We start from the raw sequence: 14,403 nt of genomic DNA, 5'->3' as shown, positions 1-14,403 counted from the left end.
TTAAATGCCAGCACCATCACGTGGCAGCGACGGCCAGCGCAGCGGCAAGGCCAACCGCTTTTCTAGCTGCCGCGCCAGCTGCAGCACAAAATGGTCAGCAAAACGGGGGCCAACTAATTGCACGCCTATGGGCATATCGCTACTGCTAAACCCTGCATTGAGCGAGATCGCTGGCTGTTCTCCCATATTCCAGGGCACGTTATAAACTATATGCTCAAAGGGCTGGCGAGGATCATTGGTGGGCGATGGCCACTCTGCGGGGAAAGCGATGTTTGGCGTGGTCGGTGAAATGACCGCGTCCACCTGCTCAAATACCGCTTCTGTCACACGGCGCATGACCATGGTCTGTTGAAATCCCTGAACCACCTCCACGCCGCTTAAGCGAGCGCCGCCGTCTGCCCAGGCTAAAATGGCGGGTAGCACTCGCTCACGCTCTTCTGGCGAGAGCTTTAATAGCTCGTTCCATTGGCGAGCCTGCCAAAAGCGATCCAGCCCATCCAACATGTCGCGAGTAAGCACTGGTGCCAGCGGCACCAGCGTTGCCCCGGCGGCTTCCAACTGCTTCGCAGCTTGCTCAACGTGATGGCGAATCTCATCATCCAAGGGCAGACCACACCCCGCCTCCATCATGACGCCAATCCGCAAGCCTTTAATATCTAGAGTTAAGTTTTGCCAATCAATATCTTCCGGTGGCAAGCGCATCGCATCTCGTCTATCCGTACGGGCAAGCGTCGACATCATCAGCGCCGCATCTTCAACGCTGCGTGTCATTGGCCCCGCGCAACGACCCACATAATACGGATCAATAGGCACCCGGCCGAGGGAGGGCTTAAATCCCACCACGCCACACCACGCTGCAGGCAGGCGTATCGAGCCACCGATATCGGTACCCACGTGCAGAGGGCCAAACCCCGCAGCGGCGGCTGCCCCCGCGCCGGAGCTTGAACCACCAGTATTGCAGGCCAAATCCCAAGGATTACGGGTTAAACCATGAAATGACGAAAGGCCTGATGAGAGCATGCCAAAATCGGGGCAGGTGGTTTTTCCTAACAGTAAGGCATTGTCTTCATCTAAACGTGTCGCCGATGGCGCATCCTGGCTGGAGATCGGCTGTTCGCCCAATCCTGTTCCGCCGGGTACGGGCATGCCTTTCGTTGCAATTAACTCTTTTAAGGTTACCGGCACCCCATCCAGCGCACCGCTAGGCTGACCTTTGGCCCAGCGCTGGGTGGAGTCTTCCGCTGCGGAAATAAAGGTATCCGCCTGATAGGCATAGAGTGCATTAATATGAGGCTCCCAGGCGCCGACATGCTCGACCAGAGCAATCGCCACCTCGTTGGGAGAAAACGATTTCACGCGGTAGCCATCCAGTAGCTGAGTGGCCGTAAGTTGGTGTAGTTCAGCCATCACATCACCTTATGCGGTTGTTATCATACTGTTGATATAAGTCTGTCGTTCTTAATAACCTCAGCATGAACCCACATAGTGTCTTACGCCATTTCAATATTGACCGCAGAGTGTCCACATTTTGTGTGCGCTTGCCGTCTCAGCGCTAAGGCTTTTCCAACGCCTGCAGAGCGCCGGCCAATAGCGAAAGACACGCATCAGTAGCAAAGCTGCGCTGTCGATGACGATAGACGCAAAGGTCAATCCGCGCCGCTTCCAGCTCAGAAGAGCATAAGGGAATGCTGACTAACTCACCTTGCTGACACTCTCGTGCCACCGCCATCGGCGGCAATATCAGAACGCCCGCACCGTTAAGGGCGAGTACCTTTTGGGTTTCTAGAGAGGCAGTTTTGAAGCTGGGGATTAGGCCAACGCCGGCACGGTGTGCTGCGCGTTCCAGCGCTTGGCGTACACCGTAGGATTCATCAGGCAGGATCAAGCGGTGCTCTGCTAGAGAGTGAAGACTTACCTCTGTAGCAGTGGCCAACGGATGATTGGGGGCCATGACGGCATGATGATGTAACTCGCCACTGGCGAAAGGCACTATGTCATCGTGGCGGGGCATGAAAAACGATAGACCGATATCCGCGTCGCCACGGCGCAGCGCTTCCACCATCTGGCTGGAACTAGCAATGCCAATTTCAAAGCTTAAATGGGGATAGCGCTGGCCCATTTTGGATAACGCAGGGCCTAATAGGCCAGCCACAACGCCTTCTGCCACCTGCAAACTCACCCGGCCAGTGCGCAATCCTTTGAGGTCAGCAATATGCTCTTGCACCCGCTCAAGGTCGCGCAGAGTGCGCTGAGCCTGAGCGGCTAACAGTTCCCCCGCAGCGGTGAGGCTAATACCGTTGGGGCCACGTTCGATCAACGGAGCGCCAAGCTGATGTTCCAGTAAATCGATCTGTCGGCTAATCGCCGTAGGGGCAATATGTAATTGAGCCGCCGCCTGGCGCAGCGAACGACAGCGTGCAACAGTATCGAAGTAGCGTAGTGCTCGCCCACTGATCATAAATGCCTCTTAGATACGTGGCTTACTTAGCGGGGTAAGTTTATCTAGCTAACGCGCTATTAACATAAAGTGATCGCGCTATAGCGCGTCAGACCAGCGAGTGGCAAGTGGCTGCCCCCACTTATCGCCATGCACCAGATCACTTAACGGCAACCGGGAACGCCAGCCTTTCGCTTCAAGTTCAGGCTGATCTAAAAACTCGCTCACGTAGCCAAGGCAGAGATACGCGAGCGGGTAAACGTGCTCCGGCAGATTTAGCACTGTGCTTATCTGTTCTTGGTCGAGAATACTCACCCAACCAACGCCAATACCTTCTGCCCGTGCCGCCAACCAGAGGTTTTGCACCGCCATGCAAGTGCTAAACAGGTCGGTTTCTACAATGCTATTACGCCCTAGCACATGGGGGCCACCCCTACTCCGGTCGCAGGTAATGCAGAGGTTAAGAGGGCTTTCCATAATCCCTTGCAGCTTAAGGCTGCGATAATGCTCTTGGCGCTCGCCTTCAAAGCGCTCGGCAGCCTTCTGGTTCTCCTGCTCGTGCATCGCCAATACCGTTTCCCTGACGCTACGACTCTCAATCACGATGAAATCCCAGGGCTGCATAAACCCCACTGAAGGCGCATGATGCGCTGCTTCCAAAAGACGGGCCAGCACGTCAGGGGGAATCCGGTCGGGCAGAAATTGCGAGCGTACATCGCGCCGCTCATGTATGGCGCGGTAAAGCCCACGGCGCTCAGCTTCGGTAAAACGGTGATTCGAGGTGGTCATGGCGCTTGTCGGACCTTTTGCTGATCTGTTTTATAGACGAGTGAAGAGTCTACACGAGCTCAGCCCAGCCTCCATCGCAGTGGCGTTGTTTGGCGTAATACACCGTCCTCGTCCCAGTCGTCCCAGCCAGCAAAGGGGATGGCCAGCTCACTCTCCAGGCTCTTCAGCCGAGATGCCCAGGCCGCTTTACAAGCCTCCAAGTGGCCAGTGAGGTCAGCTTCCGCTTGATAACGAATACCGCCGCCCTGAATGCCGTAGCTCACCTGAGGCGCCAGCACGTCAAAGCCAACGTAGTACAACGATGCGTGCATGGGCCACAGCCAGTGCACCATATTGCCAGCGCGGCCAAAGGGCTGAAACGCCATCTCCGGCGAGCCCGTGGTGACGGAAAGCATCGCCTGTTTACCTCGATAGTAGCCCCGGTCGTAACGCATGCGGCTTGTATACCGCCCGCCATACACCAGCACCCGATCAAACCAGCCTTTCAAAATGGCGGGCTGGGCGTGCCACCATAATGGAAACTGGAAGATCACCAGGTCAGCCCACTCCAGCCGCGCCAACTCCCGCTCAACATCCTGCGGTAATGCATTTTGCTGGTAGTGAGCCAGTTGCTCATTGAGGGGATAAAAGTATTCCACATCAACAGTGTGATGCGGATAGTGCTTGGCGCGCTCCACCGGATCAAACTGCTCAGCATAGAGATCATCCACCTCCACTGTATGGCCCGCGTCCACCAGCTTGTTTACCGCCACATCCACTAGGCCGCCATTAAACGACTTGCGTTCAGGATGAGCCAAGACGATCAACACTTTCATACGACGCCACCCTATCGATTGGTTTGACGACAGGCTAACCTGTTCATATATGCCAAAACATTAGCCAAAAATGAGAATCAGGCTTGCATGAATGAACAGCAGATACGGTGGGATGATCTTCAAATTGTGCTAGCGATTGCCGAGGCAGGCTCACTATCCGGCGCCAGCCGAGCGCTGCGTATCAGCCATGCCACCGTCTTTAGGCGTTTAAGTGAGATGGAGCAAGGGCTGGGAGTGAAACTTTTTGAGCGTAGCCGCACCGGCTATACACCTACCTTAACAGGGAATGACTTGGCGGCTTCGGCCAAGCGCGTGCAGAGTGAGATCAACGGTGCTGAGCGCCGCATTATTGGGCAGGATTTAACGCTTACCGGCAGCCTGCGAATCACCACGACCGACACACTTTTCGCAGGCCTGCTTTCGCCACTACTGGCAAGCTTTCGCCAGCGCTATCCGGAAATCACGCTGGAAGTGGTTATCTCGAATCAACTGCAGAGTTTGTCTCGGCGTGAGGCCGATATCGCGATCCGTCCTACCCGTAAGCCACCCGAAACCCTGGTAGGTCGCAAGATAAGCAATATCACTCAGGCGATTTATGGTCAAAAGACGCTTTGGCAAAACACACCACTGCCGCTTGAGCCATCGTCACTGACATCAGAAAGTTGGATCGGCCCGGATGTTCATCTAGGCGACGCAACGCTTGAAAAGTGGATGATGGATAAACCCGCTGCCTACCGGCTGGACAGTATGCTGGGCATGCAATTGGCGGTACGCCACGGGGCGGGCATTGCGGTACTGCCTTGCTATCTTGGTGATGCCGATGAAGCGCTACTCAGGCTCAGCGAACCGATTGACGTGCTGACGACTCAGCTCTGGCTACTCACCCATCCAGATTTGCGTTATGTGGCCAGAGTGCGCGCGTTTATGGAGGCGATCACTGAAGGGCTGCGCGGAGGGTAACCACAAGCTCTGGTGCCTGATCGATGGATCAAGTGACAGCGCCCCCTATGGCAAGAGCGATCACTCCTGCTCAAACTCCGCCAGGAACTGCGTCAGCAACTCATCCAGTTGCTGACGTTGTTCGTCAGTCAGCCCACTCACTAGCTGCGCCTGTGTCTCTACATGGGCAGCCACCGCTTCGTCGATCAGATCAAATCCGCGCTGCGAAAGAGAGATCAGAAAACCGCGACCATCTTCAGGGTTTTTGACCCGCTCGATCAGTCCTGATTTTTCCAATTGATGGATACGGTGAGTCATGGTGCCTGAGGTCACCATGGTGGATGCCATCAAATCGCTCGGCGATAGCGCATAGGGCGCTCCCTCTCGGCGCAGCGTGGCCAATACGTCAAAGCCCGCATCCGTCAGGCCATATTTTGCCCAGGTCTTCTCCATCGCGCGCATCAAGGTGTGGTTCAGCCGTTTGACCCGCCCGATGGTACCCATCGGGGCTACGTCGAGGTCGGGCCGCTCCTGCCGCCACTGTTTGAGTATGTGGTCTACATGATCCATAAACGTATTTTGCGCCTATATACCTTGACGTCAAGATTAATCCTACATACCTTGATATCAAGATATAATCCTTAAAGGCTGCTAATGACATTACCCAACAAACCCAGGCTATACTCCTCTAAAAGAATCTGGCTTGCCCCGCTGCTGTATCTGCTCGCTGGTGGCGCCTTGCTGGGCCTGTCGACTAATTTGGCAAAGCTCGCGGGTGAAATGCAGCTATCAGCGCTCAGTTTTCTGTTTTGGTCCATTTTGGGAGCGGCCATTATTCTGCTTGCACTCGCCGCCTATCGCCGCAATCTGCCACCGTTGACCGTTCGCAGCGTCGAGTATTACCTGGTCTCTGCAATGCTGGGCGTGGCGGGCGCCAACCTGCTTTTTTTCTCGGCGATCCCCCATGTTGGCGCCGGGTTTGTGGCATTGATCATCACGTTGCCACCGCTGCTCACCTACGTCGGTGCGTTGACGTTAAAAATGGAGCGCTTTCAGCTCTTACGGGCGGCTGGGGTTATGTCAGCCCTTGCGGGCGCCTTCACCCTGGCTTTCCATAAGCTTTCCGCCCCTGATGCTGATTACCTCTGGATTCTTCTCGCCTTGATTGGCCCTGTTCTGCTGGCAATCGGTAACCTCTACCGGACCCTGCGCTGGCCAGTGGGGGTATCCAGCGATGCACTGGCGCCAGGGATGTTGATAGCTGCCTCCCTCCTTCTACTAGGAGTGGGCCTACTGCCAGGCTTCTCACTTCACGTACCTACGGATCGATCTCTGCCGATTGTTTTAATTGCCGTACAGGCGATGGTATTCGCGGGGCAGTTTTTACTGCTCTTCCTGCTACAAAAAAGCGGTGGCCCAGTGTTCCTTAGTTTGCTGGGCTCGGTCGGTGCCGTGGTGGGTGTTCCGGTCGCCATCTTGTTACAGGGAGAAACCACCCCCGAGGGCTTGCTGCCTGGCATCCTACTAATTGGTATCGGTATTACCCTGCTTAACATTGGTAAAGCGAAGCAGGTGCCTGATAAAACAGTCTAAACGGTGGGGCGATAAACATGGCAAGTCGCCACGGAGAGGGGACAAGAACGGTTATACGTTCCCGCTTACTGCTACAGAATGCGACGCTCCATGGCGTGCATTCCCCCTGCGGTTTTTAATATCTTAAACCCCATGCGCTGGTATAGAGCGATAGCAGGATTAATACAAAACACGCGAAGCCGAAGTAACTGAATGCCCGATTGCTGGGCAGTATCAGCGGTGAAGCAGATTGCCGCTGTCCCCAAGCCTTGGCGCTGCCACTGCGGGGCAATTTGTAGTTCCCGAATATAGTAAGCGTCTTGATCGTGATTGATGCATAACAGCCCAACACGTGACGCGTTCATAACTAACGCGTAGCTGTCCAACTCGCCCCACTGTCTATCAAACAGATCGGTATCCCAGCGCATATCCAGCTGTTTGTAGTAGCCGGACATATTTTGGCGAATTAATTTTTCCGCGAACGCCTTATCGTCAGTCGGCCGAATAATAGGCGTCATATCTCGACTCCTGGTGCTGCTTAAGGCTATGTGCTGGCTCTTCCTTCGCGTTGCATTGACACTCTCCTCGACATTATCAATATTGCATTCGCTTACGCTATTCCTACACCAACTGAAACGGGTAAACAGACCCGATCTTGAGTAACTGGGTGAGCTCATCCAGTGCCGCAAGTGACTCTTCTGCCAGCTGTGGGTCGGCCAGATCGTCAGGGGCTAGGCGGTCGCGGTAGTGGCGCTCCACCCACGCGGTCAGATCGGTGTAAAGTGCATCGTTGAGCAGCACGCGGCCAGAGAGAGCGGCACGTTCGGTTTCCGTTAGCACCACACGCAAGCGTAGGCAGGCGGGGCCGCCACCGTTGCGCATGCTCTGCTTGACGTCTTTTACGATCACTTCGCCGATGGGGTTATTGCCCGCCAGGATCAGATCCTGGATCGTCCGCCAGACCGTTTCCCGCTCCTGACATTCGCCGGGTACCACCAGCGTCATGGTGCCGTCCGGGTTGGAAAGCAGTTGGGAGTTGAAGAGATACGATGCGACCGCGTCTTCCATGCTCACCGCCTCGACCGGCACGCGCACGGGAATCAGCGGCGTGTGCATTTTGGCACGCAACGCATCGAGCGTGCCCTCTTCGTCCAGAAAGGCCATTTCGTGGTAGAGCAGCACGGGCCCGTTGCCCACTGCAATGACATCGTTATGGAACACGCCAGCATCGATGGCATCCGGGTGCTGCTGGGCGAAGACGGTTTGCGCTTCCGTAAGCCCGTGCTGGCGGGCTACCGCCTGACTGGCTTCTAAAGTTTGACGCGCGGGATAGCGCTTGGGCTCTTGTTCACCGCTACGCACGTCACCAAATGCCTGGCGGCCATAAACGAACAGATGAACGCCTGGCTCACCGTATTCGCCGCATAGCCGAGTGTGATTGGCAGCCCCTTCATCGGAAAAGGCCGGCGTGGCAGGCAGCACCGGATGGTGGGCAAAACACTGCTCATCGCGGAAAATAGCTTGCAGTACCCTCCCGGTGGTTTGCGGCTCCAGGTAGCGGTGAAAGCTAGACTGCAAGTTGGCGGGGGTGAAATGCACCCGGCTATCCGGCGCATCAACGCTGGGGGTAATCGTGCCTGCGTTAGCCGTCCACATACTGGAAGCGGAGCATACCGCGCGCAGCAATTGCGGGGCCTCTTTTGCGGCGCGGGCCAGCACCTCACTATTGCTGCCGCTAAAGCCTAAATCGCGCAGCGCGCCAACATCAGGTCGCTGTTGCGGAGGCAGCACGCCCTGGACGTAGCCCGCATCCATTAGCGACTTCATTTTCAGCAGTCCCTGGAGCGCACCCTCTTTAGGATTAGAAACCAGGCCCACGTGGCTCATGGAAGCCACGTTGCCAACCGCCAGCCCAGAGTAGTTGTGAGTTGGGCCGACTAAGCCGTCGAAATTGACTTCAAAGGCATCAGCGGTAATCACAGGCTAACTCCTGGTGGCAGGGTTTCAGGCATCTCCAGTGTATCGGCTTCCATGGAAGCTACCGGGTAGGCGCAGTAGTCCGCCGCGTAAAACGCACTGGGGCGGTGGTTGCCGCTGTCACCCACGCCGCCGAAAGGCGCATCGCCGGAGGCACCGGTAGTTTGGCGGTTCCAGTTGACAATACCGGCGCGAATACGCAGCAAAAAGTCGTCCCAATCGGCTTGCTCGCCGCCAATCAGCCCGGCGGAAAGCCCGTAGCGGGTGTTATTGGCAAGCTTTAGCGCTTCATCCCAATCACTGTAGCGGTGGATTTTCAAAAGCGGGCCAAAGTGCTCCTCGTCGGGCACATCTAATCCCGTCACGTCAATTAGTGCGGGGCTTAACAGGCTGGTGTTGTCTTGCAGGCGCTGCATGCGATTGATCACCGTGCCGCCCATGGTTTCCAACTCATCCTGGGCTTTCAGCAGGCCATCTGCCGCCGCCACACTGACCAAACCGCCGTAAAACGGGGCTGGATTCTCCTCGAACTGGCCCGCCACGTGCAGCTTGGTGATCGCCTCTGAAAGCGCATCGATAAGGCGGTCGCCCACGGCGCCTTCTGGCACCATCAATCGGCGAGCGCAGGTGCAGCGCTGGCCACCGGAAAGGAACGCCGACTGCAGAATGGTGAGTACCGCTGCACGCTCGTCATCAACGTCCTTCACTACCAGCGGGTTATTGCCGCCCAGTTCAAGCGCGAGAATTTTATCCAACTGTCCCGCAAACTGTTGATGCAGCATACCGCCGACCTTGGCACTGCCGGTAAATAGCAGGCCATCAATCTCAGGATTGCCTGCCAGCGCCTGCCCAACTGCGACGCCTCCCTGAACCAGATTAATCACCCCAGCAGGTAGCCCGGCCTCCAGCCAGCACTGCAGGGTTAAATCGGCGGTCAAAGGCGTCTGGTCACTGGGCTTGAAGACCACACAGTTGCCCGCTAGCAGCGCCGGCACCATATGGCCATTGGGCAGATGACCAGGGAAGTTGTAGGGGCCAAACACCGCCATTACGCCGTGCGGGCGATGGCGCAGCACGGCTTTTGCACTGCCAACGGCTTTTTCCCGCTCACCGGTACGTTCGTTATAGGCCTTGACCGAGAGCGCTACCTTACCCACCATCGCACCCGCTTCGGTGCGCGCTTCCCAGAGCGGTTTGCCAGTTTCAGAGGCAATGGCCACGGCCAGCTCTTCACCGCGTGCTTTTAATACCTCAGCAAATCGCTCAACAAGCACTTGGCGCTCAGCAAAGGGCGTACGCGCCCAACCAGGAGATGCGTTGCGGGCTCCTTTGACAGCGGCCGTGACCTGCTCTGCGCTGGCCGTTGCTGCCTGCCATAGCAACTGACCGGAAACGGGGTCGTGCTTGCTCAACGGATCGGCGTCGCCTGCGACCCAGGCGCCATTGATCAGTTGCTGCTGTTGGGCGTGCATAAAACTCTCCTGTAAACGTCGCCTAGGTTTCGAGTAGCCGTAGGGTATCGCCGGTGGTAACGCCTAAACGCTGCGCTTCTTGTTCGCTAAGCACGATGGTGTTGCCTTCGCTGGGCGCGCGGCCCACCCAGCTGGCAGTAAAGTTCAGCATCTGGGTGGTGGCCGCCAACCAGCGACTGACGCTCTCTTCACGGGCAGCGGCAGATACTTCCACCTGACAGAGCCGCGAGTTGCGGATGGCGCGTACATCGTCAATATAGGCTTCCACGGTGGGGCCACCGTCGAAAATATCGATATAGCCTTCCCAGCGCAGCCCCTCTTTTTTTAGCATCTCAAGCGCCGGAAGGGTATGGCGATGCACCTGTCCTATGCAGGCGCGCGCCTCTTCGGCCATGAAAGTGGTGTAAATTGGGAACTTGGGCATCAGCTCGCCGATAAAGCTCTTTTGCCCTAAGCCGGTGAGTCGATCCGCTTCGCTGAAATCCATGGGAAAGAAGTGTTTTCCCAGGCTTTCCCAAAAGGGGCTGGTGTTGTTCTCGTCGAATACGCCGCGCATTTCCGCCAGTACTTTATCCGGAAAACGGTCTCGAAACTGGGCCATAAACAGCCAGCGCGCTTTAGAGAGTAGCGCACCGTTACGCAGGTGTTTGTTAGCTTCACCACGGTACTCTGGGCGTAGAAACAGCGAACACACTTCGGCGTCGCCGGTGTGGTCAGAGCTTAAAAACAGTGTGTCGATGGTGCGGTGCAGATCCAGCTGTATGGAGGAGTGCGCCAGGGTACCCAACCGATAATTATAAAACGGTACTTCGCGGCCCACCTGCCCCTCGATGGCACAGCAGCCCGCCAACTCACCGCTCACTTCATCTTCCAGTACAAAGAAGTAGAGCCGGTCGTCTGCAGGGGTGCGTTCTTCAAAAGCACTGGCGGCCGCTTCAATCTTACCGGCCAGAAACTCGCGGTTATCCGGCAACGAGGTAAACCCTACCCCGGCCTGCTGCGCAAGCGCCTGGAGCCCATCCAAGTCTTCACGGGCTATGGGTCGAATGCGCATTACATTTCTCCTTCATCGAGCGCGTCTACGGCAGTAGGCAAGGTGAGCGGCGCGGCCAGCACCGCCCGCCCTTCCGTTACCCCCAACCGCTCGGCGTGCTCCGCCGAGAGCATTAACTGTCCCGTGGGTGACAGTGCGTAACGCGCGACGATACAGCGGAAATCACACAGTTTTTGGTTCGCGATCATCGCGGGTTCAGCGTCGGGCAAGGCGTGTTCCGGGCGAATGCGCACCGGGTGCCAAGCCGCGCGGCGAAAAGTTTCCAGCCGGTCGCGCTCGGCTTTGACAATGGGGCCCGCGTCGAAAATATCCACATGGCGAGAGCGCACAAAGCCTTCCGCCAGCATCTCTTCCAGAGCCTCTTCATGGGCGGGATGCTCACGACCGATCGCGGCTCTTGCCTGGGGCGTCAACAGCGGCAAGTAGAGCGGGAATTGGGGCATCACTTCAGCGATAAAGCTTTTCGAGCGCACCCCAGCGATATGGTTAATATCCTGAAAACTGCGGGCAAAAAAGTGCCTGCCAACGCTTTCCCAAAACGGCGATTCGCTGCGGGTATCTAAATAGCCTGGAAACGCTACCGCTAAGATGCGCGAAAAACGCTCTGGGTACTGGGCAATAAACATCAACCGCGCTCGGCGTAAAAGGTTCTCGGCGCTAGTGCCTTTGTAGCGAGGATTCAGCGAAAATGCACACAGCAGGGTAGCATCCGAGACTTCATGGGAGAGCGCTAATGTCTGTACTTCACGGCGCACATTCAACTGCTGTGAGGCGTGAATCAGCGTCTCCTGCCGATAGGTGTAGTAAGCCTCATTGGCACCCGCCTGGGCGCGAATCGTCGCCGTGCCCAATACTTCATCACGGCTATCATCGGCTAATACAAAGGTGTAGTGCTCGTTTTCAGGAAACTCAACGTCGCCATTAAAAGCATCCTGGGAGCGCGCAATACGCTCCTGAAGCCGTTCACGATTGGCAGGCAGGTTGGTGAGCCTCGGCACCGCGTGCTCAGCCAACTGCTCTAGCGCGGCAAGGTCAGTCGCTTTAACGGGTCGAACTACCAGCATTCTCGACGCCCCCTCGATTAACGCAGCATGTGGCTCGCTCATGCTGTCGCAACAAGTCGCTCAATGGCACGCTCTAAACGAGCCATTCCTTCGGCGATATCCGCTTCAGGAATCACCAGGGAAGGCGCCATACGTAGCACGTTCGGCCCAGCGATCAGGGCCATCAAGCCCTCTTCAATGGCCAGCGGCAGAATGTCTTTGGCGCGACCTTCATAGGCATCCGACATTTGAGCACCCATTAGAAGGCCCATACCACGGATCTCTTTAAACACGCCGTGCTTACGGTTAATCGTTTCCAGATGCTCGCGGAACAGGTCGTGACGTTTTTTCACGCCCTCCAGAACCTTGGGAGTATCGATAAACTCAACCGCGGCCAGCGCTACCGCTGACGCCAAAGCATTACCACCATAAGTGGAACCGTGGGTGCCAATCACCAGCGATTTCGCCACTTTATCGGTTGCCAGCATGGCACCAATAGGGAAGCCGCCGCCCAGGGATTTCGCGCTGGTGAGAATATCCGGGGTAATGCCGTAATTCTTATACGCATAGAGTTCGCCGCTGCGGCCAACGCCGGTCTGCACCTCGTCAAAAATCAGCAGTGCGTTGTGTTCATCACACAAATCACGTAGCCCCTGAAGAAATTCTGGCGTTCCGGGCACGATACCGCCCTCGCCCTGCATGGGCTCGACCATGATCGCGCAGGTGTCGTCGCCCATCAGCGCACGAACGCTTTCTAGGTCATTGTAATCGGCATGCAGAATGCCACCCGGCACAGGGCCAAACCCCTGGGAGTACTTCGGTTGGCCGCCCACGCTCACAGTGAAGAAGGTACGACCATGAAAAGATTGATAAAACGAGATGATCTTATCTTTCTGTTCGCCGTGGTTATCCACCGCCCAACGGCGCGCCAGCTTCAGCGCAGCTTCGTTGGCTTCGCCGCCTGAAGAGCATAAAAATACCTTATCGGCAAAGGTCCGCTCGACCAGCGTTTTGGCTAGGTTAAGCGCGGGCTCATTGGTAAATACGTTGGAGAGGTGCCAGAGTTTTTCGCCCTGCTCTTTAAGCGCATTGACCAATACCGGATGGCAATGGCCAAGAGAGTTAACCGCGATGCCACCAGCAAAATCGATATATTCACGGCCCTGCTGGTCCCACAAGCGGCTACCTTCACCGCGCACGGGTATGACCTGCTGCGGCGAGTAGTTTGGCGTCATGTAGTGGTCGTAATCTTGACGGCTTGGGGTATGGCTCATGGCACGCTATCTCCAGTGGAGGAAGTGAATAAGAACAGTATAAGGGGCCAACAAGGTTAGCCGCTTTCAGCAATGGGACGGCAAATTATGAATAGCGGCGCCTGTTCAACTGCGCTAACGCCTTGAAGAACGCTATAAGACCCCCATACTTATTGGCAAGCGATAAAGACATGCTTGGACAGCGAGGTATCGCGACGTACTGACACTCAGGAAGAGAGGAGTACAACGTATGCAGATTGATCTAAGCGGCAAGCACGCCATTATTACCGGCTCCACGGCGGGTATCGGTTTTGCGATTGCCCAAGGGCTCGCCAACGCTGGCGCCAAAGTTGTCGTCACAGGCCGTTCCCAGGCACGTGTGGATGAAGCAATAGCCACCATTAAGCAGGATGCCCCGAACGCCCAGGTTGAAGGCGTAGCCGCCGATCTCGGCACCGCTGAAGGCTGCCAAATGTTGATTAAGCAGCAGCCCAGTGCAGATATTTTGATAAATAATGTAGGCATTTTTGGCCCACAGGACTTTTTCGAAGTCGATGACGCCACTTGGCAGCAGTTTTTTGACATTAATATTATGAGTGCGGTACGTCTTTCGCGCCATTACGCCCAAGGCATGCGTGAACGCGACTGGGGCCGGATTCAGTTTATATCCAGCGAGTCGGGTATCAACATCCCCACTGAGATGGTGCATTACGGCATGACCAAGTCGGCGCTGTTATCCATATCACGTGGGCTGGCTAAAGCGCTGAGCGGCACCCAAGTAACCGTTAACGCCATTTTGCCCGGGCCTACCCGCTCTGAAGGCGTGCTTAAGATGATTGGTGAAATGGCTGAGAAAGAGGGCATTTCCCAGCAAGAGATGGAAGCAAGGTTTGTAAAAGAGAACCGCCCCACTTCCATCATTCAGCGCTTAGCAACGCCCGAGGAGGTGGCCAGCATGAGCGTATACGCTGCCTCGATTCAAGCGAGCGCAACTACGGGCGCGGCACTGCGCGTGGAAGGCGGCATTGTCGATACGTTAACCTAATACCGCT

General features: G+C 56.3%; 14 protein-coding genes. 3 read left to right on the top strand and 11 right to left on the bottom strand.

Annotated elements, in window-relative coordinates:
- The 4 genes from MLE19_RS07020 to MLE19_RS07005 all read right to left on the bottom strand — a co-directional run bounded on the left by MLE19_RS07020 (position 1) and on the right by MLE19_RS07005 (position 4,041).
- Entirely contained in the window at positions 1–1,407 is a 1,407-nt protein-coding gene (locus MLE19_RS07020; RefSeq protein WP_240717421.1) for an amidase, read from the bottom strand.
- A gap of 145 nt (positions 1,408–1,552) precedes the next feature.
- Positions 1,553–2,458 (bottom strand): LysR family transcriptional regulator, encoded by a 906-nt coding sequence (locus MLE19_RS07015; protein ID WP_240717420.1) that lies wholly within the window; start codon positions 2,456–2,458, stop codon positions 1,553–1,555.
- A 78-nt stretch (positions 2,459–2,536) separates the two neighbouring features.
- Positions 2,537–3,226, bottom strand: a complete 690-nt coding sequence (bluB, locus tag MLE19_RS07010; protein WP_240717419.1) for a 5,6-dimethylbenzimidazole synthase — start codon at positions 3,224–3,226, stop codon at positions 2,537–2,539.
- A gap of 59 nt (positions 3,227–3,285) precedes the next feature.
- On the bottom strand, positions 3,286–4,041 hold the full coding sequence (locus MLE19_RS07005) for an NAD(P)H-dependent oxidoreductase (protein WP_240717418.1): 756 nt from the start codon (positions 4,039–4,041) through the stop codon (positions 3,286–3,288).
- Positions 4,042–4,128: 87 nt separating this feature from the next.
- On the opposite strand from MLE19_RS07005, the gene MLE19_RS07000 reads away from it, so the two are divergent.
- Positions 4,129–5,001: a LysR family transcriptional regulator gene (locus tag MLE19_RS07000; protein WP_240717417.1), complete on the top strand. Its 873-nt coding sequence runs from the start codon at positions 4,129–4,131 to the stop codon at positions 4,999–5,001.
- A gap of 60 nt (positions 5,002–5,061) precedes the next feature.
- Here MLE19_RS07000 and MLE19_RS06995 read toward each other — a convergent pair whose 3' ends face one another.
- The gene (locus tag MLE19_RS06995) at positions 5,062–5,550 is read right to left on the bottom strand and encodes a MarR family winged helix-turn-helix transcriptional regulator (RefSeq protein ID WP_240717416.1); all 489 of its coding nucleotides are present in this window, start codon (positions 5,548–5,550) and stop codon (positions 5,062–5,064) included.
- Between the two features lie 84 nt (positions 5,551–5,634).
- Here MLE19_RS06995 and MLE19_RS06990 point away from each other — a divergent pair, with 84 nt between their 5' ends.
- The gene (locus MLE19_RS06990; RefSeq protein ID WP_240717414.1) at positions 5,635–6,573 is read left to right on the top strand and encodes a DMT family transporter; all 939 of its coding nucleotides are present in this window, start codon (positions 5,635–5,637) and stop codon (positions 6,571–6,573) included.
- A 71-nt stretch (positions 6,574–6,644) separates the two neighbouring features.
- On the opposite strand, the gene MLE19_RS06985 is transcribed toward MLE19_RS06990, so the two are convergent.
- The 6 genes from MLE19_RS06985 to MLE19_RS06960 all read right to left on the bottom strand — a co-directional run bounded on the left by MLE19_RS06985 (position 6,645) and on the right by MLE19_RS06960 (position 13,372).
- Complete coding sequence (locus MLE19_RS06985; protein ID WP_240717411.1) at positions 6,645–7,070, bottom strand: GNAT family N-acetyltransferase; 426 nt, start codon at positions 7,068–7,070, stop codon at positions 6,645–6,647.
- 103 nt (positions 7,071–7,173) lie between these two features.
- Positions 7,174–8,532, bottom strand: coding sequence for an N-succinylarginine dihydrolase (gene astB / locus MLE19_RS06980; RefSeq protein WP_240717409.1), 1,359 nt, complete (start codon positions 8,530–8,532; stop codon positions 7,174–7,176).
- Entirely contained in the window at positions 8,529–10,001 is a 1,473-nt protein-coding gene (astD, locus tag MLE19_RS06975) for a succinylglutamate-semialdehyde dehydrogenase (RefSeq protein WP_240717407.1), read from the bottom strand. Before astD ends, astB begins: the two co-directional genes overlap by 4 nt.
- A 22-nt stretch (positions 10,002–10,023) precedes the next feature.
- Positions 10,024–11,055, bottom strand: coding sequence for an arginine N-succinyltransferase (gene astA, locus MLE19_RS06970; protein ID WP_240717404.1), 1,032 nt, complete (start codon positions 11,053–11,055; stop codon positions 10,024–10,026).
- Positions 11,055–12,119 (bottom strand): arginine N-succinyltransferase, encoded by a 1,065-nt coding sequence (locus MLE19_RS06965; protein WP_240717401.1) that lies wholly within the window; start codon positions 12,117–12,119, stop codon positions 11,055–11,057. Before MLE19_RS06965 ends, astA begins: the two co-directional genes overlap by 1 nt.
- 38 nt (positions 12,120–12,157) lie before the next feature.
- On the bottom strand, positions 12,158–13,372 hold the full coding sequence (locus MLE19_RS06960) for an aspartate aminotransferase family protein (RefSeq protein ID WP_240717399.1): 1,215 nt from the start codon (positions 13,370–13,372) through the stop codon (positions 12,158–12,160).
- Positions 13,373–13,601: 229 nt separating this feature from the next.
- On the opposite strand from MLE19_RS06960, the gene MLE19_RS06955 reads away from it, so the two are divergent.
- Positions 13,602–14,396 (top strand): SDR family NAD(P)-dependent oxidoreductase, encoded by a 795-nt coding sequence (locus tag MLE19_RS06955; protein WP_240717397.1) that lies wholly within the window; start codon positions 13,602–13,604, stop codon positions 14,394–14,396.
- Positions 14,397–14,403: the final 7 nt, after the last annotated feature.

This window comes from Vreelandella neptunia, from assembly GCF_022489065.1.
Taxonomy (GTDB): Bacteria; Pseudomonadota; Gammaproteobacteria; order Pseudomonadales; family Halomonadaceae; genus Vreelandella; species Vreelandella neptunia_A.
This window is presented reverse-complemented; position numbering and strand designations above follow the sequence as displayed.

What these genes read in the sequence shown, in the direction of transcription:
- MLE19_RS07015 (WP_240717420.1), bottom strand. Translation starts at nt 2,458, where the DNA reads ATGATCAGTGGGCGAGCACTACGCTACTTCGATACTGTTGCACGCTGT.
- astD (WP_240717407.1), bottom strand. Translation starts at nt 10,001, where the DNA reads ATGCACGCCCAACAGCAGCAACTGATCAATGGCGCCTGGGTCGCAGGC.
- MLE19_RS06995 (WP_240717416.1), bottom strand. Translation starts at nt 5,550, where the DNA reads ATGGATCATGTAGACCACATACTCAAACAGTGGCGGCAGGAGCGGCCC.
- MLE19_RS07005 (WP_240717418.1), bottom strand. Translation starts at nt 4,041, where the DNA reads ATGAAAGTGTTGATCGTCTTGGCTCATCCTGAACGCAAGTCGTTTAAT.
- MLE19_RS07000 (WP_240717417.1), top strand. Translation starts at nt 4,129, where the DNA reads ATGAATGAACAGCAGATACGGTGGGATGATCTTCAAATTGTGCTAGCG.
- MLE19_RS06985 (WP_240717411.1), bottom strand. Translation starts at nt 7,070, where the DNA reads ATGACGCCTATTATTCGGCCGACTGACGATAAGGCGTTCGCGGAAAAA.
- MLE19_RS07020 (WP_240717421.1), bottom strand. Translation starts at nt 1,407, where the DNA reads ATGGCTGAACTACACCAACTTACGGCCACTCAGCTACTGGATGGCTAC.
- MLE19_RS06965 (WP_240717401.1), bottom strand. Translation starts at nt 12,119, where the DNA reads ATGCTGGTAGTTCGACCCGTTAAAGCGACTGACCTTGCCGCGCTAGAG.
- MLE19_RS06990 (WP_240717414.1), top strand. Translation starts at nt 5,635, where the DNA reads ATGACATTACCCAACAAACCCAGGCTATACTCCTCTAAAAGAATCTGG.
- MLE19_RS06955 (WP_240717397.1), top strand. Translation starts at nt 13,602, where the DNA reads ATGCAGATTGATCTAAGCGGCAAGCACGCCATTATTACCGGCTCCACG.
- bluB (WP_240717419.1), bottom strand. Translation starts at nt 3,226, where the DNA reads ATGACCACCTCGAATCACCGTTTTACCGAAGCTGAGCGCCGTGGGCTT.
- astA (WP_240717404.1), bottom strand. Translation starts at nt 11,055, where the DNA reads ATGCGCATTCGACCCATAGCCCGTGAAGACTTGGATGGGCTCCAGGCG.
- MLE19_RS06960 (WP_240717399.1), bottom strand. Translation starts at nt 13,372, where the DNA reads ATGAGCCATACCCCAAGCCGTCAAGATTACGACCACTACATGACGCCA.